Below are 25,917 nucleotides of genomic sequence, written 5' to 3'. Positions count from 1 at the left end.
ACGCAAAATAATCTGGCAACTGCCTACAGTGACAGAATCAGGGGAGAGAGGGCAGATAATCTAGAGAAAGCGATCGAGTCTTATAAAAAGGCTTTAACTATCAGAACTCGTGAGGCTTTCCCGCAAGGTTATACAGAAACTTTGTTTAATTTAGGTAATCTGTACTGCACTAACCAGCAATGGCAACTCGCTTATGATACTTATGCCCCAGCAATTGAAACAGTAGAATTTCTACGGGGTGAGATTCAATTTGTGGATGAAACCAAACAGAAATTAGCCGAAGAATGGAATCAACTTTATCTGGGTATGGTAGAAGTTTGCATCGAACTACAACGCTACACCGAAGCTGTGGAATTTGCCGAACGTTCCAAAGGGCAAAACTTGATAGAGTTGCTATCGGTGAAAGATTTGTATCCCCAAGGAGAAATACCCCCTGAAGTACGCCAAGAATTGCAACAGTTAAAACTGAGAATTGCAGAAGAAAATCAACGGTTAAAACAAGCTGAAGAAAAAAATTATGACATCATCAACCAACTACGCCAAGATTTAGCTGCCAAATATCCTTATAGACCGTTAAATTTTGGTGAAATTAAGCAATTAGCAGATGAAAAAACAGCAATTGTAGAATGGTACATTTTAGCCGATAGGTTTTGTGTCTTCATCATCAATAATGATAACTCTCAGCCCAAAATTTTATCCTTTCCTGAGTCCGATCTAGATAAATTAATTAATTGGAGAAATGAATATTTAGACAAATATTATCCAAAGGTTGATGAAAATTTACCTCAAGAAGAACGATTTGAAAAATTCAAGCAACTACGCCATGAAAAATGGGAAAACCCTTTAGGCGAACGTCTCAAAACCCTAGCTCAAATTCTCCACATTGATGAAATACTCAATTCCATTCCCGACACCTGCAATAAACTAATCCTGATTCCCCACCGCTACCTGCACCTTTTCCCTATCCACGCCTTACCTGTCAGCGGGGAAAATTGGCAACGCTTTCACCGCAATAACGAAAGTTGCCCTCTAAATCCCTATCTGATTGACTGCTTCGATGACGGAGTTCGGTATACCCCCAGTTGTCAATTACTCCACAAAGTCCAACAACAACCATCGCGACTATTCGATAGTTTATTCGCCATCCAAACCCCCACAGAAGACTTGTATAAGGAAAATAATGGAGATTATGGAGTTGTTAACGCAATCAAAAAACAATTTAAAGCGGCGATAGTTTTCAAAGAAAAGCACGCTAAAAGATCCGCCTTACTAAACCTTAATGACTCAGGGAAAACAGACGCAAATCCCCAACTGAAAACAACCAACAGTTTATTTTTCTACTGTCATGGTTTCTTCGATCCTAATTCACCCTTAGATTCAGGCTTACAGTTAGCCGATGGCAACCTCACCCTCGCCGATATTATCGCTCACTTTGACCTAAAAAATTGCCGACTTGTCACCATGTCCGCCTGCGAAACAAGTTTTACCGACTTCAACAGTAATAGTGACGAATACATCGGTTTACCCAGTGGTTTCATGTTAGCAGGAAGCCATAATATTATCGGTAGTTTATGGACAGTGAGCGCCCTTGCTGCTTCTCTACAGATGACCAAGTTCTACGAAGAACTTGAACAATCTAATAACATCGCTCTCGCCCTGAATCAGTCGCAAAAATGGCTCCGAGATGTTACAATTAAAGGACTACAAGATTGGCTCCCCAACTCTAAACTAGAGGATGTCTGGCAAGAAGAACTAGCAAGCATCCTCGAAGAAGACGAAAAAGATATGGGCGCTGGTTTTCAACTATTCAATTCACCTTGTTATTGGGCAGCTTTCTGTGCTATCGGCAAAGGAGTTTAATCATGGTTCATCAAAAAAATGTAAATTGTTTTATCGAAGTTATGAAAAACCAATCCGCTCTTTTTACTGAAACAGACTGGATGGAATTAGCAGAAATAGCCGATGAAATACTAGAAGATGATGATGAAGAAATTTGGGGAAAAATTTCTGATTGGCTCAAATTGCATCCTGATGTTAAAACCGCCCACAAAACCTACTTAAAACCTACAACATCCCTTGCATCCCTAAACGCACATCTCGGCATTGGTGGTTCCAAACCCCCCGTAGAAAGTTCAGATAAACCTACTGGCGATCCTACGCTTCTGGAAAAATTGAAAAACGAAATTCATATACACAAACCCCTCGATCCATCCAAACAATCACCCTCCTAATTTCCCTTTTTAACCAATGGAAGAAATCTTAGAACTGAAACAGCTTTTACTCCAAGGCGATATTAAAGGCGCTCTAGTTATTGCCGAAGAAATTGCCGAAATGAGCAAAAAAGATATCATCAATAACATTTACAGTTTTGCAGTAATTTTGCTATTGCATCTAATCAAACAAAAAGTAGAAAACCGGACAACTCGCTCTTGGGATACTTCAATTAGAAACTCACTTAGAAACATAAAGCGGCTCAATAAACGTCTCCAATCTAACGGATGCTATCTGAATTTAGAAGAATTAGAAGAGACTCTGATTGAAGCCTATTCTTCTGCTCTTGACGGCGCTGCTTTAGAAATTCTTGAAGGCATTTATGAAGCGCAACAACTAAAAACAATGGTTAAAGAAGATGACATTATAGCTAATGCTTTAGCTTTGATTACTTCTAGCGAATTTCCCGAAAATACTCAATAGATCGGCTATGAAAAATTGCACACTTACTCTCTACGCTTTTCACCTCGCTCGCACTTTCGACGATCCACCCGATCGAGCTACTGAAAGCGAAGCTAAATCTTTTGGTGAAGAACTTCAAGAAAAATTAAAAAACCAAATTGGAGCGGAAATAAAGAATGAACTAATAACCCGGCTACTTCACGACACCTATTTTACCGACCTAACTTTCTTTGACCCAAAAACAGATTTGACACCTGACGAAATCGATCGATTTAATCCCACCGCATTTTTACCTCAAAATATTAACGCCTCGATCGGTCAAACGATCGGTATTTATGGCGAAGTTACCCATAAAGCGGAAGCTACCCAAGCTTTAGCAGATAGCTGCGTAAGAAATTTCTTAAAAAACACTCAGTATAAAAATGACAAGATATCTGGAACTAATACAAGCAATTTATTAGGCATTCCTCTATTTGAATACTTTTGTCAAAGTACCGCAAACACTAAAGAACCCGTCTGTCATATTCTAGTTTTGCTAAATTATCAGGATGAAAATGGTGTAAACAAATTATCAAAACACTATGAAGATATCGCTGATTTACTCTGTAGCTACCATAAAATCAAATTTGTCGATCGAGAAGCCAAACTTAGCTATCAAGATGCTCTGAAGGTTTCTCAGGAAATAGAGAAAGAAATTAAAAAATTTGTAGTTGATGTTGCAGATAAAAATAAGAACTTAGATAAATTTAGCGCCATGTTAGACAAATTACCATTGTTAGCTCTGAAGCATTCTGCTTACTGCGGGGAATTAGAAGGTTATGTTAATACTATTGAAATTAATAATTTAATCTATAAAGATTTACTCGAAAAACTATTAAGCGCGGGTTCTCAACTAGACTCGTGGCAAAAATTTAGCGATCGTACAAGAGATATTTCTCTCAAACAAATTCAGTACTGGCTCAACTACATGAGTCCCCGCAAAGAACTAGCACAACAACTCACCGCATCTATCCGAGGTATAGTAGAAATAGAACAAGCTGAGATCGATCGCAAACTCCAACAAACGTTACAAAATAATGAGAAAGCAGAAAAAAAACGCGATCGCGAATTACAAAATACCATTGCCATTATCGGTGTAGGAATAGGTTTTGCAGGAGTTGCTGCTACTGCATCACCTTATATATTTGAAGCAAAACCAACCGAAAAACTTACCATAATTCCGGTTCACTTGCAACCTTCTTTCGGTCTAAACCCGCCGCATCACTTAACACTTTCTCTTCTATTCAGCTTAGGCGCTGGTTTAGTGGGAGTTGCGATCGCATCATTCTTTCTGCGATATATTCAGAAACATGAAAAAAGTGCGATCGCTCGTACTGTTAATTTCATTTTAGGCAATTCACAAGCGCCAGAAAACAAAGTTCCCCCCTCCTAATCTGTCACAAATGGAAAGCAAATGGATGTGATTCTATGTCATACAACAGCAGATTTTGACGCTCTGGGAGCGGCTGTAGGGCTGACGCGCCTGAAAGCTGGGGCGAAAATTGTCTTACCTGGGGGCGCACACCCAGTGGTGCGGGATTTTTTGGCGTTGCACCGGGATGAGTTTGCATTGATGGAACGTCGATCGATCAATCCCGAACAAATTCGCTCTGTGACGATCGTAGATACTCAACAACGCGATCGCTTGGGAAAAGCAGCTGAGTGGTTAGATCTACCTCACCTGACTGAAATTGTCCTCTACGACCATCATCTCAATCAAGATACAGATATCCCGGCCACTCAAACTTATATCGAGTCGGTGGGAGCCACTACAACTCTGGTTGTGGAACATTTGCAAAAATTAGCAGGAGAGCCAGGAGCAGAGGGGAAACTTTCAGAACTATTCCTGACGCCAGCGGAGGCGACCGTGATGGCGTTGGGTATCCACGTAGATACGGGATCTCTCACATTTGAGCATACGACGCCTAGAGACGCCGCTGCTTTGGCTTGGTTGATGACGCAAGGGGTAAGCCTTAAAGCGATCGCAGAATATGTCGATCCCGGTTTGTCTCGCCAATTGCAGGAACTGCTGAAGGTTAGCCTAAATAATTTGCAAAGCACAACCCGGTGGGGTTACACAATATCTTGGTGTCTGTTAAATACAGAGGGTTTTGTGCCCGGTTTATCCAGTCTCACCACACAATTACTGGAGTTAACTGAAAGCGATGCCGTGTTTCTGGCGGCGAGATATCCCTTGCGGGAAGAAGAGAGGGGGAGAGGGGGAGAGGGGGAGTGGGGGAGTGGGAGAGTGGGGGAGGAAGAAGAATCAGCGATCGCAAATCCAAAATCTGAAATCCCAAATCCAAAATCGGACGATCGCTTAACGGTGATCGGTCGATCGCGCATTGAAGGCACAAACCTCAACCAACTCTTCCAACAAATCGGTGGCGGCGGTCATTCCCAGGCAGCATCTGCTAGTCTGCGGGGGGTAGATCCACTACCAATCTTAGCACAACTGGTCGAACAAATCGAAAATCAGATTCCCCATCCTCCCACAGCACAGGAGTTGATGTCTTCTCCAGTGCGAACAATTCGCCCAGATACAACAATTGAACAAGCTCAGCGAATCTTACTGCGGTACGGACATTCTGGTTTATCTGTGGTAGATAACCAAGATCGGTTAGTTGGCATTATTTCCAGACGAGATATTGATATTGCGCTGCATCACGGTTTCAGTCATGCAAGGGTAAAAGGCTACATGACGACGAATCTAAAAACGATCGCACCTGATACCTCGCTACCGGAAATTGAGTCGCTCATGGTAACTTACGATATCGGGCGATTGCCAGTTTTGGAAACTGGACAGCTAGTGGGAATTGTTACCCGCACCGATGTTTTGCGGCTGATCCATCAGGAAAAGGCCAAAGTCAAAAGTCAAAAATCAGAAGAAAATTTGCCTTTAGCCTCTTGCCTTTTGCCTTCTATTCGCGATCGTCTCGCTCCCCCACTTTGGCAATTATTAGAAAAAGCATCTCAGCAGGCAGAAAAACGCGGTTGGCATCTCTATCTAGTCGGGGGTGCAGTGCGGGATTTGCTCCTAGCGCGATCGGCTAATATCCTGATGATTGAAGATATCGACTTAGTAGTAGATGGTTTTCATAAATCAGCCGATGTTGGCGCGGGTGTAGAATTAGCCAAAGCGCTTCAGCAACTCTATCCCAATGCTCGCTTAGACGTTCACGGTCAATTTCAAACAGCTGCCCTTTTGTGGCATAACGACCCAGAGTTGGGTTCTCTTTGGGTAGATATTGCCACCGCGAGGACGGAATTTTATCCTTATCCAGCTGCCAATCCAGAAGTAGAAGCCAGTTCTATTCGTCAAGATTTGTATCGACGAGATTTTACCATCAATGCTTTGGCTGTGCGGCTAAATGAACCGCGTGCTGGTGAGCTATTAGATTTCTTTGGCGGGGTATTGGATTTACAATCTCGGCAGATTCGGGTTTTGCACGCCAATAGCTTTATCGAAGATCCGACGCGGATATATCGTGCTGTGCGGTTTGCTGTGCGGTTGGGATTTGAGATTGAGGCTCAGACAGCGCGGTATATCCGCTATGCTCTAGCCAGCGGTATCTACGAGCAAGTTCAGGGTAAAAATGGTCGTGCGCCTGCGCTGGAAACTCGACTCAAAAGCGAACTGAAATACATTCTGCAAGCTCCCTATTGGAAACCTGCTTTGCAATTACTGGCAGATTTGGGGGCGTTGCGCTGCATCCATCCTACCTTGGAATTAGATGAGAAACTGTGGTGGCAAGTGCGTTTGCTCGATCGCTGTCTGCGGCGTTTCGATCCGCAAAAAAGTCTCGAACATTGGCAAATGCGACTGGAAGTTTTAATCGCTTATCTGATACCGGAATATCGCGGTAAAGTAGTAACAAATCTCCAGCTACCTGTAGATAGTATCGAAAGGCTACAAAACTTGGCTCTGGCTCAATCTGAGGTGATGGAAACTTTATCTAAGTGCGATCGCAAAAGTGAAATTGTGCGATCGTTGCGTCGATACGATTTGCCTACTCTCATATTAATTGCAGTACAAAGTCCAAGAGACGTGCGGCGGAAAATCTGGCTTTATCTGACAGACTGGAGAAATGTAAAAGCTCCCCTCAACGGCAACGATCTGAAAGCGTTGGGATATAAACCAGGGCCGCAGTATAGTAAAATGTTGGATGATTTATTGGCGGCGACGCTGGATGGGGAGGGGGTAGGGGTAGTGTGCGATCGGGCATCTGCTGAAGCATTTTTGGCCGAACACTTTCCTAAACCAGCAAAATAAGCTACTACGCATCTAATTTTACAGTCAATTTTTCTGCGATTCTTGTGGGGTGGGCATCTTGCCCCGTCTCTTTATTCGATTTATTCATGTCCGGTTGCATCGGTAGCGTAAGCGTGATGCGGGAAATTGTCTGTTGTCATCGAGGGTTAAATTTTTACCACAGATGAAGACAGATGAACACAGATGAACACAGATAAAAGAGTTATTTTTTTTAGACAACCGATGCCACCGGACATGATATTATAATATCTGCTTTGTTGGGTTGAGGAACGAAACCCAACAAAGCTGCTTTGCTATATCTAAAGCGTTGACTTTCTTGTACTTATGGTGAAGCGATTCCAATACCAGAGAAGCCTGAGATAAAGGACATCCCTAAATAGCGTCCAACGGCTGATTTGCCAGGGTTGTGTACTTAGGTAATTCCAAGAATTCCAAATAATTCGGTTTCCTAGATTATAATCCATAAGTGCTTCTCGGCTATTTCGGGCGTCTTTTGGCCAATGTTGAATCAAAATTTTGAAGTAGTCTGTTTTCCTTGCTAGTGTTTCTATGTTTAAACTGGGAGAGAGGAACCAAAATAGCATATTTAACATGGATTTGATGAAGGCTGTTGACTCACCTGCTAGACTAGCTTCAAAGGCCAAGGCAGATTCTTTTAAGAGTTGGTAATCTGAGTTAATTGTTGCTTTCAGAATGTCTGACATTGGTGTCAAGACTGCTAAGCGTCTTTTCAGACGATCGCTATTTTCAGGATATATGGCAAGTCGGTGAGCAACAGCATCCTCTGAAGCAGCTAGAGCTTCATTAAAATAACTCAGAGCTTTTTGCGAACGAAGGTCTATATTCAGGGAACTCTCATGCTGGCGGTATCCTATTGTAGTCGATCGATTTTCGATTAAAGGTTGAGCAACACTGAGTCTAAACCAAGTATAAGCATCACCACAACCGCTAAATTTCGCAGGCCAACCACCCATTTCATTTAGTGCATCGCGGCGAATCACAACAGATGAATTCGTGGGAATTTTATTTTTAGGGAAATCCCGCCAGGGATCGAATGGCACTGCATTTAATTTTGGCGATGGAAAGACAAGGCTATCATCTGAATTGAAAAACAGGCAAATACTAAATGCAGCAGGACATTGAGGATTTTGTTCCAGAATACTGCTGAGAATTCGCAAGTGAGATGGATGCCAAATATCATCATGATCTAAGAAGGCAACTAGCGGCGCGTTCGTGTGCCGAAAGCCAAATTCACAAGCCGAATTTTCGCCTTTGCCGGAATTGCGAAGTAATGTCACCCCTGGGAAAGATCGAACAATTTCCGGCGACCCATCCTCCGAACCGTCATCGACAACCACTACTTCGACTGGAGGGTGTTCTTGCGAGAAAACTGACTCCAGAGTTGGGCGAATCCATTTGGCTCCGTTGAATAGAGTGATTATAACAGCGACATCCATAGTTTTTCCTCGATTTTGAACGCCTGTTGACTCCCGCTATACTGCCTTGGTTACCGGGGGATGGAAAGCAGTAATTTTTTGGCAGATCGAATCCACCAAAATTCTGCTAAAATTAATCATCGCAAAAGCATCTTTTGAATAGTGATGTTTGGATTATATAAGTTTTATGGATCGAACTAGAAAGCTTACGTTTAATTTAAGCATTCCCGATTTGGTGAAGAAGCAAGCGGAAAAAAACCCCGATGCGATCGCAATTGCAGCCATCGGACGTACCCCACTCACCTATCGCCGTCTAAATATCCACATTAACGATATAGTAACTGCACTCAACGCCATTGGGATCGATCGCCATGACCGCGTTGCGATCGTCCTTCCCAATGGCCCAGAAATGGCAGTTGCCTTTCTAGCTGTAGCCTCCACCGCCACCTGTGCTACCCTCAATCCAGCTTATCGCACCGCCGAATTTGACTTTTATTTGTCCGATCTAAATCCCAAAGCGTTAATTATTCAGTCGGGAATTGCCGAAGCAGCCAAAACCGTCGCCCAAGAACGAGGTATACCCATCATTGAATTATCCCCACTCTTAGAAGCAGAAGCAGGTATTTTCACCTTAACTTATCAAGACTTTCCGCCAAATTCCACATCCCACATCGAACATCCCACATCGGATCATGTAGCTTTAGTGCTGCATACTTCCGGGACAACTTCCCGTCCCAAAATTGTGCCGCTGACCCACAACAACCTCTGCACTTCGGCTCATAACATTGGCGTCGCCCTAAATTTGGCAAAAAGCGATCGCTGTTTGAATATAATGCCCCTATTTCACATTCACGGCTTAATCGGTGCCCTACTATCATCCCTCAATGTTGGAGCCAGTATCGTTTGCACTCCAGGTTTTGACACTACGAAATTCTTTGCTTGGGTAGCAGAAACGCGCCCGACCTGGTACAGCGCTGTACCCACTATGCACCAAGCAATTTTGGCTGTATCTCAAGCAAACATCAACATCATTGCTAGCTGTCCTCTGAGGCTAATTCGCTCCTCCTCCGCTTCTTTATCGCCACAAGTTATGGTGGAGTTGGAAAAGACATTTAACGTTCCGGTAATTGAGGCTTATGGGATGACAGAAGCTTCCCATCAAATGGCTAGTAATCCTCTACCTCCCCAAGTACGAAAACCGGGCTCGGTGGGAGTAGCCGCAGGGCCAGAAATAGCCATTATGGACGAAGCTGGCAATTTGTTACCGCCCCAAGAAGTGGGTGAAGTGGTGATTCAAGGAGTTAACGTCACCCTTGGCTACGAAAATAATCCTGAAGCCAACAAAACTGCCTTCACTAACGGTTGGTTTCGCACTGGTGATTTAGGTTATTTAGATGTTGATAATTATCTATTTTTAAAAGGTCGCATCAAAGAAATCATTAATCGTGGCGGTGAAAAAATTTCTCCTCGTGAAATTGATGAAGTGCTACTCGATCATCCCGCGATCGCGCAGGTAGTCACCTTTGCCGTTCCTCATCCATTATTGGGTGAAAATGTCGCTGCTACCGTCGTCCTCAAACCAGGCCCGATCGCTACAGAGCAAGAAATAAAGGAGTTTGCAGCAACGCGACTGGCTGATTTTAAAGTTCCCAGCATCATCGTGTTTGTCGATGAAATTCCTAAAGGCCCGACAGGCAAATTACAACGAATTGGTTTAGCTGAAAAACTAGGATTAATAGCACAAGAACCGACCATAACCAAACGAGAATATACTCCCCCACGCACAAACTTAGAAGAAAACTTGGCCAAAATTTGGTCTGAGGTTTTAGGTATAGAAGAAGTTGGTATTCACGATAACTTCTTTTCTCTAGGAGGACACTCCTTGCTAGCCGTACAACTGATCGATCGAGTACAAAAGATTATTGATGTCGATCTTCCTGTCGCAACTCTTATTCAAGCCTCAACAGTTGCAGAATTAGCCAGCATAATTTCTCGCCCCAAAAGTACCTCCAAGTTTTGGGCTACTTTAGTGCAAATTAAACGTAACGGATCTCAACCGCCGTTCTTCTTTCATGCAGGCGGTACTGGTGCGATCAGTTGGACTCAATTTGGTCGTCGTTTGTCGATCGATCGACCTTTTTATGTTCTACAACATCCAGCCTTGGTTGGCAAATCTATGTCTGAGACTTCGATCGAACAAATGGCGGCTGATTGTATTGAAGAAATCCGAGCTATCCAACCCAACGGCCCTTATTTTATCGGAGGTCATTGTAGTGGCGGGATTATTGCTTTCGAGATGGCTCAACAGCTTCGCGATCGAGGTGAAAAAGTAGCATTGCTTGCTTTAGTGGATGCCGACGCACCTATAGATTTACCGAAAGAAGATATATTATGGCAGAGCAAAGCATTCTTTTATCAATTGTCTTTTTTGGTTTATGAAGCCTATTATTCTTCTATTAACAAAGTAGTTTCATTTTATGAATTTTTCAATTATTACCATGCGGATAAATTAAGACAACTCGGACTGATAGATAAAGTAACTTACATTGGCGATCGATTGTTCGAGAAATTGAACTTTAAATTTAAGTTGAATAAAGTGCTTCCTGACAAGGTTTTAAAAAGCAATATTGACCAAACTGAAAATAGTCAGGATACTAATATCAAGCGATCGAATGAGTTTTCCCCCCACCTACTTCGCTACCAAGAGGCTGCCAATATAAATCAAGCAGCTAAAGATAAGTATGTGCCGCGACTCTATCGAGGCAAAATTACGCTCTTTCGCGCCAGTACACAGAAATTAGAATGGTACTTCGGGTCTACATTAGGTTGGGAAAAACTAGCCGCGAATGGAGTGGAAAGCTACAAAATTCCAGGTCTTGCCGATCGCTTATTTGAACCGTTGTCTGTTCCCTTGCTAGTTGAAAAAGTCAAAGTTTCGCTAGATGAAGCACAAGCAGAGCAAATCAACTCGATGTCTCTCTAATACCAAATCCGCAACGATTACCCCCTTTATTTCGATCGGCTGTAGAGACGTTTCATGAAACGTCTCTACCTACATTCATGAAACGTCTCTACATTCTTTGAAAGGAGAAGTCTAATACCCATTCAGATATAATTGCGTTCACCTGTTTCGGTACTTCGTCGTGAGGACAATGCCCAGCTTGCAAATAATGTTCTGTCAGTTGGGGATAATATTGTCGAAACTTAGCGCCTCGTTCTTTAGCGTTCATCCAAGGGTCACCTTCTCCCCAAATTAGTAACAGCGGAGAAGTTAATTGTTTCAAGAGAACGTCAACTTTTTCACCTTGAGGTGTACTAAATACAGAGGCAAAAACTTGTGGGGCATCTGGATCGCAAGAAGGGCGATAAATATCTTCCACCAGTTCATCCGTAATAGCACTTTTGTCGAGATAAAGTTTTTCTAATGTTTTACGGATAACGGAGCGTTGACGCACATATTGAAACAGCAGATAATTTGCCCAAGGTTGTCGGAGAATTCCAAGTATTAACTCACCCCAAATCTTTCTGAGAGGATCGGGTTGGGGCTGAGGTTCGATCGCAGTAAAAGGCCCAGCACTATTAATTAAAATCAATCCTGCCGCAGACTGGGGACGCTGTGCTACTAAACACAAACCTGCATAGCCTCCCAAGGAGTTTCCCGCCAAAACCGCTGGTTTATCGATAACTTGGGTGATAAAATCGTCCAATTGGTCGCGCCACAAATCGCCGCTATATTGCCAGTTTGGTTTAGCGGAACGACCAAATCCCAACAGATCGATCGCCCAAACTTCAAAATCTTTACTCAATTCAGCGATATTTTTGCGCCAGTGGTCTGTAGAAGCACCAAATCCATGAATCAACAGTAGTGGCGGACGTTGCGGGTGTCCCTGTCCGGCACGCACGTAGTAAATGGGTTGTTCCCGCCACTGCCAGTAGAAACCTGGAATAGAAGTTGTTGAGGAGATGAGGGTTGCCGACATTTTTTCTCTTGACTTTTGACTTTTGACTTTTGACTTTTGACTTTTGACTTTTGACTTTTGACTTTTGACTTTTGACTTTTGACTTTAAGGTAGCTGGTTTGCCTGCTGTAGCAAGGTAGAAGCAACTTCGATCTCAACTTGGGAAAATTCCCCGTAAAAGCGACTGACGCTGAAGAATTGATGAGGCGTTGCTAGTACAATAACGCGATCGCACATCTGCTCTAAAGATTTGCTCAATCCCAAGGGTGCTACGGGCGTCCCGATCCAAACCTGTGCCGGTTTTTGAAGTTGCAGGGCAGAAACCGCCACAGCTATAGTCATCCCAGTCGCAATGCCATCATCAATCAAAATCGCGATCGCACCTAGTGGGCTAATCTGAGGACAATTAGGAGCTAAGCGATCGAATTGATCTTGAGCTTTTTCTTGGGCTTGACGAAGAGCTTGTTGTAATTTCGGATGATCTTGCGGTAAGGGCAGTCGATTTGACCAAATAGCCTGCCCATCCGCCGTTACAGCACCGATGGCTAGTTCCGGATCTTCTGGCTGAGCGATCTTTTTTGCTACGACAATATTCAAAGGGCAACCCAACTTAAGAGCTACTGGTACAGCAACCGGCAAGCCGCCGCGAGGCAGTGCATAGACGATGGGCTTTGCCAAAACTCCCTGAGCCCTAATCAGGTTCATTTGGTCTTCAATCGCTTGGGCTAGCTGCTCACCGGCACTGTTGCGATCTTGAAATAGTACATAAGGTGACATAGCTTTTTCCAGCAAATTGTAGCGCTATTACCTCGGTAGTTTATACGCTCCAGTTTAGGGTTTTTGCTAACTGAGTTGCCAGCGTCATCGGATCGAAAGGTTTAGCAATCACAGCTTTCACCCCCAACTGTACAAATCGGCGCTGTTCGGCTGGCTGCACCTTAGCCGTCAATAAAATCACGGGGATGTGCTGGGTGGCTATATTCGCTTGTAGCTTTTCAAAGAGCGTCGGGCCATTCATATCTGGCATCATTACATCTAGGAGAATAACGTCAGGCGCTTGGGTTAACGCTAAAGCCAAGCCTTCGCTGCCGGAAACTGCCGTGATTACCTCCCAGCCTCCCATAGTTTCCAGGGAAAATTGAACTATTTCTCGAATATCGTCTTCATCATCAATAACTAAAATTCGCTTTTGTCTCATGTCGATTTTAGATTTTAGATTAATCAAAGCAGATTATGCGATCGCCTCCAGCTGCCTTAGCTCGATCGAGTGCTTTACGAGCATTGTGATATAGAGATTGTAAATCAGCACCATCATCGGGATACTGAACCACACCAGCACTAAAAGTTACTTCAATCTCTGTGCCTTCCGGTCGATCGAACTTTACTTTGCCCAGGGAATCTAGTAACTCCTCCAACCGTTTCGCGGCAGCTGGTTTAGTAATACCATACATCCCGATCGCAAACTCGTCACCACCCCAACGTGCCACCACATCTTCAGTGCGGAAACCTTGTAACAGAAGTTTCCCAAATTCGTGCAACACCACGTCCCCAACACCATCGCCATATTCTTCGTTGACTCGCTGAAAATAGTCAAAATCCAATACAGTAAAGCACAAGGGTTGCTTATAACGGGTAGACATACGCATAAACCGTTCCAAATCTTGCATTGACTTGTGCCGATTGACTACTCCAGTCAAAATGTCGGTTTCAGAAATATTTCGCAGCACCCGTACTCGCTGCAAGCGGTTGAAAATGCGAGTGACCAGTTCTGGCCCCGCAATTGGCTTCTGTACGTAGTCATCAGCCCCCACACCAAACACCCGCTGTATAGTTTCGGCATCCGTGTGGCTAGAAAGGAAAAGCACCGGCAAATAGTTCCACTTTGGGTCGTTACGTATGACTTTACACAGTTCAATACCATTCACATGAGGCATATCTATATCTAGAACCAGAAAATCCGGTGCTGTGGCTTCGAGTACTTCCCACAGCCGTCGCGAGTCTTCGAGGAGAATCAGCTTCAATCCCTCTGGCTGCAATAAAGTTTCTAGGGTGGTTAGGATCTCCGGGTCGTCATCCACAGCCATGACCTTAAAGTTAGCGCTGTGTCCCTGTTGTAGCACTTGGCTAACTGCTTTCATGACTAGGGCTGGTTCGATCGGTTTTCGCAAAAAGTAGCACCCGCCCATACGAGCGACTTCGATGCGATCGCTAAAAGTATCTCGGTATGTCAGGACTATAATGGGCACAGGTGGATTTTGCGCGGACAGTTCCCTCACCAGTATTAGTCCGTCCTCAGTAGGTGAGCCAGAGGAAAGATCAAGCAGCACCAAATCTGGCTCGGCGTTCTGGATAGTAACTTTGGCAGCAGACAAATTGCTCAGACTCTCTGCCTGCATTCCCCAATAAACAGCTTCCATAACTAACTGTTCCGCTAGCTCTTTATCATCTTCAACAATTAATATTTTGGGTTGCTTATTCTTTAATAATCGAGGTGTAGCAGAAGCTGATAAAGAGGCGGAAGGTTTTGTAGCTGAAGCTGTCTCTAGTTCCCGGCGCAATGCTGCAACCAGTTCAGAAAATAGCACAGATCTATTAGGAGAATTTACAATTGAAAATTTAAAATCATCACTTCTAAATTGATAACTTTCACCATACCCGATGCTCGATTCCCTATCTCCTATTTGCAATAATTCCTCTATTTTTCGCGCTAGAGATGAGCCTTCAGCGAAACCAAAAGTACCCAAAGAACCCGCTAATTTGTGAGCTTCACTTACTGCTTTCTGCCGTAATTCATCGTTAAAGGTTCCTGCAAGTAAAGCTGTGTTCGCTCGCTCTATAGCAGCAAATCGGTTAATAATCTTGTCTTTGAACTTTTCCCATATTCCTGCTACCGCAGACTGTATAGACGCTAATTCGGCAGATTTATTAAGGGTTTTACCTTCGAGTATTGGTAATTTGATATGGCTAATATTTGACTCTTGCCCGTCAAATGTAATTTTTTCGGATTCGACACTCTGATATTTGGCTTCGCCAACAAAACTCGGTTTCTCTTGCCTATTAATAATCTCTAAATTAACATTAGAAATTTCTTGTACTTTCTCTTCAATTTGCGCTTTTGAATTTGAAATTGGCAAACTCGTAGCGGGTGGTAAAGACAATCCGATACTTTCTGCCACAATGCCAGCTAGTTTTTCCCAGTCCAAAGGATGAAATAGAATTTGACCGATCAGCTTTCTTGGTAAATTGTTGCTTAAGTTATTGTCCAGACAATAGATTATTGACTGTTTCCCTTGCTTGAGTCGGCAATAAGCTTCTTCTAGCAGTTTGGCTACAGATTGGTCGATTGCACTCTGGTCGAGCAGCAGCAATGACCAGTTGCCTCGGTTTAGTTCATCAAATGTTTTTTCGCTGTTTGGAGTTGTTTGGATAGGCTTTGCCAATCGCTTCTGCAACCACAATGTTAATTCATTAGAGAAACCGGCGGCTAGAATCAAGGGAATATTCTCTTTTTGTTCTTCGCTAGATAGTGGTTTGAGACGATAACCCATACCGTAAACTGTCTCAATCAAATCAGATGGTACTCCTACTAATTTGAATTTTTGTCGCAAGCCTTTGATGTGAGCTTTGACTGTATCTTCTCCAGGGGCGTCTTCCCAAGACCACAGATGTTCTAAAATAGCACTGCGGCTAAATACACGGCGATTGTTGCGTAAAAAAAGCTCTAGTAGAGAATATTCTTTGGGACTGAGATGCAGAATTCGATCTTCATAAATTACTTCGCAGGTGCTGGGATCGAGATGTAATTTTCCCCATTGCAGAACTGGTGCTAGGGCAGAATTTCCCCGACGCAGCAAGGCTCGAATGCGTGCTACTAATTCTTTTAAATCAAAGGGTTTGACGACATAATCATCTGCTCCCACATCTAAACCCATCACTTTATCTGTGCTATTTTGACGAGCAGTTAGGAGCAGCACAGGCATACGATACCCATGAGAGCGTATGCGACGACACAGAGTCATGCCATCCATCTTGGGAAGCACGACATCAAGGAGAATGAGGTCATAGGTGTAAGCTTCTATGAATTCCCAACCTGCTTCTCCATCGTGAGCGATGTCGATAACGTAATGTTGTTTAGTAAGAAGGTCTGTAACGACCGCTGCCATTGCTTCGTCATCTTCTACTAGCAAAATTCTCATATAACAATCTCCCTAAGCATTGCTTTGGTCGCCCCCGGATTCATCCGTAGGGTCAATCCAAAATCCAAAATCGATCGATTCACTAAAATATTAGGTTTTGCGTGTTTCACTCGCGCTCCTTATTCCAATTGCATTGCAATTAAAGCTGCTGCTGCTCGATCATCTACTGGCTTGGAGTAAAAATATCCCTGCCCTTGTTTGCATCCCAGTTTCTTAAGTTCAGCGACTTCCTCTGCTGTTTCTACGCCTTCGGCAATTACTTCTAGTCCTAGACTAGAAGCCAATATCATAATTGCCCGGATAATATCCCATTTTTTTTGGCTGACAAAGGAGCGATCGATTTTCATGAGGTCAATCGGTAGTTCGTGCAAACGGCTCAATGACGAGTAACCTGTGCCAAAGTCATCCATATATAACTGAATTCCTAGAGTTTTCAGTTGGTGTAGGGTAAGGATCGCATTTGTCTTATTTTCCATTATCGCACTTTCTGTTATTTCCAGCCTTAAGCTGCTAGTCGCCAAGTTAGTTTTCTGCAAAATTTCTTGGACTTGCTCGACCAAATTAGGTTGCGATAATTGTAAACTGGAAAGATTGACACTCATGGTTAGGGCTGGGTTGCAGCCAAATTCCTGCTGCCAAGAATACAGTTGACGGCAAGCCTTATCCAGCACCCAAGTTCCCAAAGGTTCGATCAGTCCGGTTCTTTCTGCTAGTGGGATGAATTCTGCTGGGGAAACCAATCCCCGACGAGGATGCTGCCATCTTACCAGTGCCTCGAACCCACTAATCTTGTTAGTTTCCAGCGATACTATTGGTTGGTAGTGCAGCTGAAACTGTTCGCGTTCTAACGCTAATTGCAGCTCTTTTTCGAGCTGGTAGCGTGCCATAGCGGCAGCGCTAATAATATTTACCTGGATCTCTCGATCGCTCTCAATAGCTGCGGTCAGTCTTACTAAGCGATCGGTGTTCTTGACGGCCAATTCCAGCAGTTTCTTACCGCGATCGCTTATAGTACCAAGCTTACCGCTCAGCAAAAGGCTTAATGCACCCCTAATTGAGGTCAGAGGTGTACGGAGTTCATGACTCACCAGCGCGGCAAATTCATCGGCTTCGCCAGCAATTGAGGTGTCAAACTGGTAATTTTCCCTGTGCCTAATTTTGTTAATAGTGCTGGTATTTGTCATATTGCTTACTTTTTCTGGGTAAACGCAACCAAAAGTTCTTGTTACTAAACTTAATACTTAAAAGTGAAAAATACGGGAAGGAACTTTGTGCAATCCTGGGTCATGTTAGATTATGAGAGCTTTTGATACTAAGTAACCTTGAATTAACTAACTCTCTCCCTATCTCTCATCCCCCCATTTTTCAATGTCGCGGCTACTAAATTACACTTGTAAACCCAACTTGATCCGATCGCTCACACCGGCATTTTTCCATATAAGCTGTGAAGAGATCGCTACTTATGTAACAATTTGTTAAAACAGTGAAAGTAAGCGATTCACTTTCAGGCGTATTCAGATTATGACAACAGTAGCAGTCAATCCCTATCTGGAGAGGAACTTTGCCCCGGTGCGATCGGAAATTACAGCAGATGACCTCCCGGTAATAGGCGAACTACCACCCAGCTTAAACGGGATGTTTGTCCGTAACGGCCCGAATCCCCAGTTTGCCCCAAAAGGCCGCTACCATTGGTTCGACGGCGATGGAATGTTACACGGGGTACAGATTAGCAACGGCAGGGCGACCTATCGCAACCGCTACGTGCGGACACGGGGATGGAAAATTGAAAACGATGCCTCTAGTGCCATCTGGACAGGCATATTTGAACCAGTCCAGGTAGACAATCCCTATGGCCCATCTAAGAATACCGCAAACACGGCCTTAGTGTGGCATTGCGATCGCCTCTTAGCACTTTGGGAAGGCGGAGAACCCCACGCGATCGAAGTCCCTGCACTAGAAACAGTCGGCCCTTACACCTACGGAAACCAGCTAAAAAGCGCCTTCACCGCCCATCCCAAAATCGATGCCGTAACAGGCGAAATGATGTTTTTCGGCTACTCAGTCGCCCAGCCACCCTATCTGCAATACAGTGTAGTCTCAGCCGAAGGAAAGCTGTTGCAGACAGTGCCGATCGACTTGCCAGTAGGAGTGATGATGCACGATTTTGCCATCACCGAAAACTACACCATATTTATGGATTTGCCCATAACATTCCGATTAGAACGGATGCAAAGAGGCGAACCGGGATTAATGTTTGAATCAGATACACCCAGTCGTTTCGGCATTCTTCCCCGTCACGGCAATAACAGCAACATCCGCTGGTTTGAAGCGCCAGCTTGTTATGTTTTTCACACACTCAACGCCTATGAAGAAGGAGATGAAATCGTACTCATTGCTTGCCGCATGGAAAGCACCAGCGTACTTGATGCCACACCTACATCCAAAAATGGACAAAGCGACATTCCCCGTCTGCATCGGTGGAGATTTAATCTCAGTACAGGTGGGATGAAAGAAGAACAAATAGATGATATTCCTTCAGAATTTCCTCGTGTAAACGAGCAACTGATGGGACGCCCAACTCGCTACGGTTACACTTCGCGGCTAGCACCAACTTCAATACCTCTGTTTGATGGTTTAATTAAATATGACCTAATTAGTGGAACTTCCCAAAGTCACGAATTTGGCAGAGGACGCTATGGTAGTGAGGCAGTATTTGTTCCTCAACCTGGTGCCACTAATGAAGATGATGGCTGGTTGCTCACCTTCGTCTACAATGAGGTGGAAGAAACTTCTGAATTAGTGGTAGTAAGTGCTAAGAACATCACCGCTGAACCTGTTGCCCGGATTCTAATTCCTACTCGCGTGCCTTACGGATTCCACGGCAGTTGGATTGATGGGGAATTTAGCGTCTAACCCCACCCCCAGCCCCTCCCCTCCCCGTCCACAGGCAGGGGGGCAAGAACCCCTCTGTATTTCTCCCCCTTATCCGAGATCCGAGAGGGGGGCAGGGGGGTGAGGTTTTCCCATTACAAATCAAAAATTAACATGAAACTACCTGTATCAAGCCGATCGCAATTCACCCCCGATTTGAATATCTGCCGTATCTTAAACGGAATGTGGCAGGTATCTGGCGCACACGGACGAATCGATCGCAAAGCCGCCATTGCTACTATGTTTGATTACGTGGATGCAGGCTTCACCACTTGGGACTTAGCAGACCATTATGGCCCAGCAGAAGATTTTATTGGGGAGTTTAGGCGTCAATTAGTCGCCACCCGTGGCAAAGAAGCTTTATCGAACATCCAAGCTTTCACAAAATGGGTGCCTCGTCCAGGAAAAATGACTCGTAAGTTGGTCGAAGACAACATCAATATATCTCTGAAAAGAATGGATGTTGATTGTTTAGATTTGCTACAGTTTCACTGGTGGGAATACAGCGATAAAAACTACCTGGATGCACTTAAATATATGTCTGAACTCCAGGCGGAAGGAAAAATAAAGCATCTGGCTTTAACTAATTTTGATACTGAACATTTAAAAATTATCTTCGATGCCGGGATAAAGATTGTATCGAATCAGGTGCAATTTTCTTTGGTTGACCGCCGACCGGAAGTAAATATGATTCAATTTTGCGAACAGTACGACATTAAACTGTTTGCTTACGGGACACTTTGTGGCGGTTTGTTATCAGACAAATATTGGGGTCGTCCCGAACCGCGAGGCGGAGATGTTTCTACGGTTAGCTTGAGGAAATACAAGAATATGGTGGATGCTTGGGGAGGGTGGAACCTATTTCAAGAATTGCTGAATGTACTCAAAGAAATTGCAGATAAGTATGGAGTCAGTATTTCTAACGTAGCTGTGCGTTACATTTTGGACAAGCCAGCTGTGGCGGGTGCGATCGTTGGTGCTAGGCTTAGCATATCCGAACATCTAGAAGAAAATGCCAAGGTGTTTGGTTTTACGCTGGACTCCAAGGATTATGAACAGATTAATGCAGTTTCTGGTAAGTCGCGTAATTTGTATGAGTTAATCGGTGACTGCGGGGATGAATATCGGCGGTAAGTTCCGATCGGAAATCCTGATTTATTACCACCTTTTTATTTGTAGCCCAACATTAATAGAGACGTTTGCTATAGTACACTGGTGCGATCGCCCAGATCCGATCGCACCACGCCAGCATAGCAGTCCCGCAACCAAATTTCGATCGCCTGTCCGATAACTCCGTAATTGCTGTCTCGCGGTGCGGTGGGAGGTCGTCCCGCTGGATAAGGCCCAGTCATAGAAAACATGATCGCCAATCGCCAACCACTTTTGGTTTTTGTCAAAAATAGCCAGTGGTAATCTTGTATTTGAATTGCTTTTGTGGTTGAGTATCTTCGCTGTAGGGTGGTGAAGAAAACTTGCTGAATGTCGCTTTCCCCCTGTGATGTTGCTGGCGTATACTCGCCGGGGCCAAGATTCAGGGGTGCAAACTCGGCTTGGCCTGCCACAATAAAGTAACCGTATACATCAAGACTGCGATCGCGCGATCGCAATCTAGCACGCTGAGTTACCCTATTGGCATAACTGGGTATGTCGCGCAGCATCAGAGTTATTAAAGTCTCTACATCCGCAGGACAAGAAAATCTCTCTCTCTTTTCTGCTACAGCTGAAGTAACAGGGAATAGGCAAAAGTAAAAAGAGAAAAGTAAAAAGAAAAAATTCCATCTATTGACTTTTGATATCATGTCAGGCATCGGTTGCCTAAAAAATTTCCCATCTTAATCTGTGTTCATCTGTGTTTATCTGTCTTTATCTGTGGTAAAAATTGAACCATCGATGACAACAAACAATTTGACGATATCACTCTTACACTAACAATGCTAACGGACATGATATAACTTTTGACTTTCATAATTCATCGCAAATTCGTTCAAAAGCAGCAACTGGATCGGGTGCAGCAGTGATGGGGCGACCGATCACCAGATAATCAGCGCCAGCTTTAATAGCTTCCGCTGGGGTGAGATTTCGCTTTTGATCCCCAGCTTCGGCCCACTTGGGTCGCACTCCCGGACAGACGAGGAGAAATTCATCCCCGCATACCTGTCGCAATTGCGATGCTTCTTGGGGCGAACAAACTGCTCCATCCAAACCTGCTTCTTTGGCTAGCAGCGCCATCTGTAGGGCGTATTCTGGCAGTTCCAAGGGAATTTTGAGGTCAAAAGCTAAATCACGCGAGTTCAGGCTGGTGAGTACGGTAATGGCTATTAATTTGGGTGGTGGATACCCAGCAGCTTCGGCTCCTTCTTGTACAGCAGTTTGAGCCGCCTGTAGTGCCTTACGACCGGCGGTAGCGTGGATGGTAATTAAATCGACGCCATACCTACCAGCAGCACGGCAAGCACCGCCGACGGTGTTGGGAATATCGTGAAATTTGAGGTCTAGGAAAATCCGTTTTTGCCGCTGTTTTAGCGTTGTCAGAATTCCAGAACCAGTGCTGACAAATAATTCTAAGCCAACTTTCCAGAAAGTGACCTGGGGCAGTTTTTCGATCAGTGCGATCGCATCTTCTTCAGTTGGTACATCCAGAGGGACAATAATTTTGCGATCGGTCATTGGAGTTTGGCGATTGACGATTGGCGATTGACGATTGACGATTGGCGATTGGCGATTAAACCAAGCGGACAAACTTATTTTTCCCAACTTGTAAAACCCGTCCGTCTAAGTCTGTGGGAGAATCGAAGCAGAGATTTACATCAGTAACCTTTTCGCCATCAAGTCGCACACCCCCGCCTTGAATCTGCTTTCGAGCTTCTGAACTACTTTTGCACAGTCCGCTAGCACTGACAAGATAGAACAACTTAGCGGGAAACTCCACATTAGAAAGGGAAAACTGTGGAACTGCTTCAGCCTGTTCTGTGTTGCCGCGAGTTATACTCTGGGCATCCTCTTTGGCTTTTTCGGCAGCTTCCTTACCATGATACTGAGCGACGATATCCAAAGCGAGAAGGATTTGTCGATCGCGCGGATCTTTTGGCAGTATATCCAGAGGTCTATCCGTCAGCAATTCAAAATACTGCTCCACCAAATTATCTGGCGTTTGTCGCAACTTTTGGTACATCGTCAGCGCATCGAACGATAAACCCACATAATTGCCTAGAGACTTCGACATTTTCTGCACGCCATCAGTCCCGATCAAAATCGGCATCAGCATCCCAAACTGAGGCGATAGACCAAAATGTCGTTGCAGATCTCGTCCCACCGCCAGATTAAACTTCTGGTCAGTTCCTCCCAACTCTACATCAGCTGCGATCGCCACAGAATCATAACCCTGCATCAACGGATAGAGGAACTCGTGCAAATAAATCGGGTTTTCCTTCTCAAAGCGCAGCGCAAACCCCTCCTTCGCCAGCATCTGTCCCACAGTCATCGTAGACAAAAGATCCAGAATCTGTCCCAAATCCAACTTGGAAAGCCACTCCGAGTTATAGCGAATTTCCAGACGTCCCGGCGTGTCAAAATCTAGAATAGGACGCACTTGGTCGAGATAAGTTTGAGCATTCTGTGCCACTTGTTCAGGTGTCAGCTGCTGACGGGCTTCAGATTTACCTGTTGGATCGCCGATCCGAGCGGTAAAATCACCAATGATGAGGACAGCTGTATGACCGGCATCCTGAAACGCCCGAAGCTTTCGGACTGGGATACTATGACCTAAGTGGATATCTGCACCAGTCGGGTCAATACCCAACTTGACCCGCAAAGGCCGATCTGTCTGATCTAACCGTTCAACCAAATTCTCATGAGGATTTTTAGAATCTGTCAGATTTGGAAAAATTTCACTGACGCCACGGTACATTCGGGCGAGACTTTGGGTAATACTAGGTGATTGATAGGATGCCATACTTTGCCGATGTCCAGTTTAGTTCGCTATTAAACAGTCATTTGTCAGTTGTTATTTATGCAGTAGCACTATTGTCAGTGTATTTCCAAGGGTAGATGAAACAATTTTACAGGCGCTATAGTTTGCCAGAAGCAGTCAACTCTCCGAATCTCTTGGCAGGACAGGTTTAACGACAAAGCTTGACCCACAGACTAGCGCCGCGCCCCAGAAATAACCCACCAGTTCAGAAGTAGTTAAATGCCTTAGAATTAAAGTATTTTTGACTGAGTGAATGAGTGAATGAGTGACTTCCGCGTAGTGGCACTAGCTTGTTAAACCCATCTTGACCCTAGAATCTTCCTGTCACCGTGACAAATAGTTTGAATATAACAATCAAAGGACTCACCCAGTCGCCCTCCATTTTGTTCAGTCTGTTTTCGTTGAGGAAGTTAAATCGCCGTGTCGTCCAACACACTCCGACAAAAGCCATCCGGCACTATTCCACCTGGTTTTCAGTTTCTTCAGACGGTTGCTAAGGTAACTGGCGGAACTCTTCTAGGCTTTACTATGCTAACCAGTTCCATTGTAGCTGGGGGACTGGTGGGCCTAGCGATTAGCTTCCGCAACCTCCCGGATGTGAGAGTTCTGCGTTCCTACACTCCCTCAGAAACAAGTCACATCTACGACATCAAGGGTAAATTGCTTTCCAGTGTCCACGGGGAAGTAAATCGCGAAGTTGTCCCGCTCAACAAAATTTCTCCAGAACTCAAGCGGGCGGTGATGGCTATAGAAGATAGCCACTTCTACCTCCACCACGGCATTAACCCCAGCAGCGTTGGTCGCGCCCTCAGAGCCAACTGGGAGAAGGGCTCGGTGGTAGAAGGCGGTTCGACGGTGACCATGCAGTTGGTCAAAAATATATTTTTGTCTCACAAAAAAGCTTTTAGTCGCAAAGTAGCAGAAGCGGTGATGGCAATCCGCTTGGAACAAATCCTCCCCAAAGACCAGATTTTGGAGCTGTACCTCAATCAAGTCTACTGGGGGCATAACAACTATGGTGTGGAAACTGCTGCCGAGAGCTATTTTGGCAAGCACGCTTCTGATTTAAACCTGGCGGAAGGGGCGATGATGGCCGGTTTGATTCAGGCTCCCGAAGATTACAGTCCTTTTCTGAACTATAAGCTGGCGAAACAGCGACAGGCACTGGTTTTGGCTCGCATGAGGGATCTCAATTGGATTACGCCCGAAGAAGAAGCCGCAGCTCGCAAGCAAACGCTCAAACTAGGCAAACCAATTTCGTTTCAGAAAAGTGTTCTTCCTTATGTCACCGATGCCGTCAAACAGGAGCTAATTCAACGCTTTGGCCGCGCAACGGTGGAAAAAGGTGGGATGCGAGTTCAAACAACCATCGACCTCAAGTTCCAACAAATGGCGGAAGAGTTTATCGGTCGGGAACACGCCAGACTACAGCGTCGCGGACTCTGGGGTACGCAACTAGCCCTGGCTGCTGTCGATCCCCGCACCCATTTTATCAAGGCAATAGTGGGCGGTTCCGATTACAGCAAGAGCGAGTATAATAGAGCGACTCAAGCCCGCCGTCAGCCCGGATCTGCTTTTAAGCCGTTTGTTTATTACGCGGCTTTTGCTAGCGGCAAATATACGCCGTCTTCTACTGTCTACGATACTCCTGTTCGTTATCGCGATGGCAGTGCTGGTGGCTACTCTCCCAGAAACTACGATAATACTTTTGGCGGTGCCATGAGTATTCGATCGGCACTTCAAGTATCGCGCAACGTTCCGGCTATTAAGATGGGACGCGCTGTGGGTTTGGATAAGGTGATTGAAGTTTGCCGGACTCTTGGGATTAAAAGTCCGATGGAACCAGTGATTTCTTTACCGCTGGGTGCTAGCGGTCTGTCGCCTTTAGAAATTTCCAGCGCTTATGCCACCTTCGCTAGTATGGGTTGGCAATCCGATACTACGTTGATTGTTCAAGTAACTGATTCTAGCGGCAACGTTTTGCTAGATAATACGCCCAAACCCAAACTGGTTCTCGATGCTTGGGCGGCTGCTTCCATCACTAGCGTGCTGCAATCTGCGGTTACTAGCGGAACTGGGAAAGCGGCTCAGATAGGTCGTCCAGCCGCTGGCAAAACGGGTACAACGTCTTCAGAAAAAGATGTTTGGTTTGTCGGTTATGTACCGCAACTGTCTGTCGCGATTTGGATAGGTAGAGATGATAACAGACGTTTAGCCTCTGGTGTGACAGGCGGTCAGTATGCAGCACCAATTTGGCGCAATTTTATGCTAAAAGCGTTAGATGGCGTACCAGTCGAATACTTTCCATCGGCTTCCCAATTTAAGCGCCCTAGTTAGTAACCAATTTTAGATGCAAGGATTTTAGATTTTAGATTGAGGAAGCTGGTAAGTAGCCAAAAGTTTTGAGAAACTGACTCGCCGCCCGATCGTCTAAAATCTA

Annotated in this window: 18 protein-coding genes; 9 read left to right on the top strand and 9 right to left on the bottom strand. The window is 44.8% G+C overall.

The features are described from left to right. From LAY57_RS22975 to LAY57_RS22955, 5 genes are all read left to right on the top strand, one after another. Positions 1–1,860, top strand: a 1,860-nt coding sequence (locus tag LAY57_RS22975) for a CHAT domain-containing protein (protein ID WP_249069289.1), incomplete at its 5' end; no start/stop codon positions are given. A 2-nt stretch (positions 1,861–1,862) separates the two neighbouring features. Next, positions 1,863–2,231: a hypothetical protein gene (locus tag LAY57_RS22970; protein WP_249069287.1), complete on the top strand. Its 369-nt coding sequence runs from the start codon at positions 1,863–1,865 to the stop codon at positions 2,229–2,231. A 16-nt stretch (positions 2,232–2,247) separates the two neighbouring features. Beyond that, on the top strand, positions 2,248–2,694 hold the full coding sequence (locus LAY57_RS22965; protein ID WP_249069285.1) for a DUF29 family protein: 447 nt from the start codon (positions 2,248–2,250) through the stop codon (positions 2,692–2,694). A 7-nt stretch (positions 2,695–2,701) separates the two neighbouring features. Next, entirely contained in the window at positions 2,702–4,105 is a 1,404-nt protein-coding gene (locus tag LAY57_RS22960) for a hypothetical protein (protein ID WP_249069282.1), read from the top strand. A gap of 21 nt (positions 4,106–4,126) precedes the next feature. Beyond that, a complete protein-coding gene (locus LAY57_RS22955; RefSeq protein ID WP_249069280.1) occupies positions 4,127–6,985 on the top strand; it encodes a CBS domain-containing protein in 2,859 nt (952 codons plus the stop codon). 299 nt (positions 6,986–7,284) lie between these two features. Here LAY57_RS22955 and LAY57_RS22950 read toward each other — a convergent pair whose 3' ends face one another. Then, on the bottom strand, positions 7,285–8,442 hold the full coding sequence (locus LAY57_RS22950) for a glycosyltransferase family 2 protein (protein ID WP_249069271.1): 1,158 nt from the start codon (positions 8,440–8,442) through the stop codon (positions 7,285–7,287). Between the two features lie 166 nt (positions 8,443–8,608). Between LAY57_RS22950 and LAY57_RS22945 the strand changes: the two genes are divergently transcribed. Beyond that, the gene (locus tag LAY57_RS22945; RefSeq protein ID WP_249069269.1) at positions 8,609–11,404 is read left to right on the top strand and encodes an AMP-binding protein; all 2,796 of its coding nucleotides are present in this window, start codon (positions 8,609–8,611) and stop codon (positions 11,402–11,404) included. An 88-nt stretch (positions 11,405–11,492) separates the two neighbouring features. Here the strand turns inward: LAY57_RS22945 and LAY57_RS22940 are convergent, their stop codons facing one another. The 5 genes from LAY57_RS22940 to LAY57_RS22920 all read right to left on the bottom strand — a co-directional run bounded on the left by LAY57_RS22940 (position 11,493) and on the right by LAY57_RS22920 (position 17,760). After that, positions 11,493–12,401 carry an alpha/beta fold hydrolase gene (locus tag LAY57_RS22940; RefSeq protein WP_249069267.1) on the bottom strand — a complete coding sequence of 303 codons (909 nt, stop codon included), beginning with the start codon at positions 12,399–12,401 and terminating at the stop codon, positions 11,493–11,495. Positions 12,402–12,485: 84 nt separating this feature from the next. After that, positions 12,486–13,157: a phosphoribosyltransferase gene (locus tag LAY57_RS22935; protein WP_249069257.1), complete on the bottom strand. Its 672-nt coding sequence runs from the start codon at positions 13,155–13,157 to the stop codon at positions 12,486–12,488. Between the two features lie 40 nt (positions 13,158–13,197). Next, complete coding sequence (locus LAY57_RS22930) at positions 13,198–13,578, bottom strand: response regulator (protein WP_249069255.1); 381 nt, start codon at positions 13,576–13,578, stop codon at positions 13,198–13,200. 19 nt (positions 13,579–13,597) lie between these two features. Next, positions 13,598–16,576 carry a response regulator gene (locus LAY57_RS22925; RefSeq protein WP_249069254.1) on the bottom strand — a complete coding sequence of 993 codons (2,979 nt, stop codon included), beginning with the start codon at positions 16,574–16,576 and terminating at the stop codon, positions 13,598–13,600. A 119-nt stretch (positions 16,577–16,695) separates the two neighbouring features. Continuing rightward, positions 16,696–17,760: an EAL domain-containing protein gene (locus LAY57_RS22920; RefSeq protein ID WP_249069253.1), complete on the bottom strand. Its 1,065-nt coding sequence runs from the start codon at positions 17,758–17,760 to the stop codon at positions 16,696–16,698. A gap of 337 nt (positions 17,761–18,097) precedes the next feature. Between LAY57_RS22920 and LAY57_RS22915 the strand changes: the two genes are divergently transcribed. Beyond that, positions 18,098–19,489: a carotenoid oxygenase family protein gene (locus LAY57_RS22915; RefSeq protein ID WP_249069251.1), complete on the top strand. Its 1,392-nt coding sequence runs from the start codon at positions 18,098–18,100 to the stop codon at positions 19,487–19,489. 132 nt (positions 19,490–19,621) lie between these two features. Further along, entirely contained in the window at positions 19,622–20,641 is a 1,020-nt protein-coding gene (locus LAY57_RS22910; protein ID WP_249069249.1) for an aldo/keto reductase, read from the top strand. 68 nt (positions 20,642–20,709) lie between these two features. Here the strand turns inward: LAY57_RS22910 and LAY57_RS22905 are convergent, their stop codons facing one another. From LAY57_RS22905 to tyrS, 3 genes are all read right to left on the bottom strand, one after another. Next, entirely contained in the window at positions 20,710–21,165 is a 456-nt protein-coding gene (locus LAY57_RS22905) for a hypothetical protein (RefSeq protein ID WP_249069247.1), read from the bottom strand. A 304-nt stretch (positions 21,166–21,469) separates the two neighbouring features. Further along, complete coding sequence (gene pyrF, locus LAY57_RS22900; protein WP_249069315.1) at positions 21,470–22,174, bottom strand: orotidine-5'-phosphate decarboxylase; 705 nt, start codon at positions 22,172–22,174, stop codon at positions 21,470–21,472. Between the two features lie 55 nt (positions 22,175–22,229). Continuing rightward, entirely contained in the window at positions 22,230–23,459 is a 1,230-nt protein-coding gene (gene tyrS / locus LAY57_RS22895) for a tyrosine--tRNA ligase (RefSeq protein ID WP_249069246.1), read from the bottom strand. Between the two features lie 432 nt (positions 23,460–23,891). On the opposite strand from tyrS, the gene LAY57_RS22890 reads away from it, so the two are divergent. Then, positions 23,892–25,814, top strand: coding sequence for a transglycosylase domain-containing protein (locus LAY57_RS22890; protein ID WP_420839120.1), 1,923 nt, complete (start codon positions 23,892–23,894; stop codon positions 25,812–25,814). Positions 25,815–25,917: the final 103 nt, after the last annotated feature.

The sequence above is a fragment of the Argonema antarcticum A004/B2 genome (assembly GCF_023333585.1).
GTDB classification, from domain to species: domain Bacteria; phylum Cyanobacteriota; class Cyanobacteriia; order Cyanobacteriales; family Aerosakkonemataceae; genus Argonema; species Argonema antarcticum.
The sequence above is the reverse complement of the archived record's forward strand: the minus strand, read 5'-3'. Positions and strand labels throughout refer to the sequence as shown.

Excerpts from the sequence above, each read along its gene's own strand:
- LAY57_RS22970 (WP_249069287.1), top strand. The coding sequence starts at position 1,863 with ATGGTTCATCAAAAAAATGTAAATTGTTTTATCGAAGTTATGAAAAAC.
- LAY57_RS22905 (WP_249069247.1), bottom strand. The coding sequence starts at position 21,165 with ATGCTGCGCGACATACCCAGTTATGCCAATAGGGTAACTCAGCGTGCT.
- LAY57_RS22950 (WP_249069271.1), bottom strand. The coding sequence starts at position 8,442 with ATGGATGTCGCTGTTATAATCACTCTATTCAACGGAGCCAAATGGATT.
- LAY57_RS22920 (WP_249069253.1), bottom strand. The coding sequence starts at position 17,760 with ATGACAAATACCAGCACTATTAACAAAATTAGGCACAGGGAAAATTAC.
- LAY57_RS22965 (WP_249069285.1), top strand. The coding sequence starts at position 2,248 with ATGGAAGAAATCTTAGAACTGAAACAGCTTTTACTCCAAGGCGATATT.
- LAY57_RS22955 (WP_249069280.1), top strand. The coding sequence starts at position 4,127 with ATGGATGTGATTCTATGTCATACAACAGCAGATTTTGACGCTCTGGGA.
- LAY57_RS22930 (WP_249069255.1), bottom strand. The coding sequence starts at position 13,578 with ATGAGACAAAAGCGAATTTTAGTTATTGATGATGAAGACGATATTCGA.
- LAY57_RS22940 (WP_249069267.1), bottom strand. The coding sequence starts at position 12,401 with ATGTCGGCAACCCTCATCTCCTCAACAACTTCTATTCCAGGTTTCTAC.
- LAY57_RS22935 (WP_249069257.1), bottom strand. The coding sequence starts at position 13,157 with ATGTCACCTTATGTACTATTTCAAGATCGCAACAGTGCCGGTGAGCAG.
- LAY57_RS22910 (WP_249069249.1), top strand. The coding sequence starts at position 19,622 with ATGAAACTACCTGTATCAAGCCGATCGCAATTCACCCCCGATTTGAAT.
- pyrF (WP_249069315.1), bottom strand. The coding sequence starts at position 22,174 with ATGACCGATCGCAAAATTATTGTCCCTCTGGATGTACCAACTGAAGAA.
- tyrS (WP_249069246.1), bottom strand. The coding sequence starts at position 23,459 with ATGGCATCCTATCAATCACCTAGTATTACCCAAAGTCTCGCCCGAATG.
- LAY57_RS22925 (WP_249069254.1), bottom strand. The coding sequence starts at position 16,576 with ATGAGAATTTTGCTAGTAGAAGATGACGAAGCAATGGCAGCGGTCGTT.
- LAY57_RS22960 (WP_249069282.1), top strand. The coding sequence starts at position 2,702 with ATGAAAAATTGCACACTTACTCTCTACGCTTTTCACCTCGCTCGCACT.
- LAY57_RS22945 (WP_249069269.1), top strand. The coding sequence starts at position 8,609 with ATGGATCGAACTAGAAAGCTTACGTTTAATTTAAGCATTCCCGATTTG.
- LAY57_RS22915 (WP_249069251.1), top strand. The coding sequence starts at position 18,098 with ATGACAACAGTAGCAGTCAATCCCTATCTGGAGAGGAACTTTGCCCCG.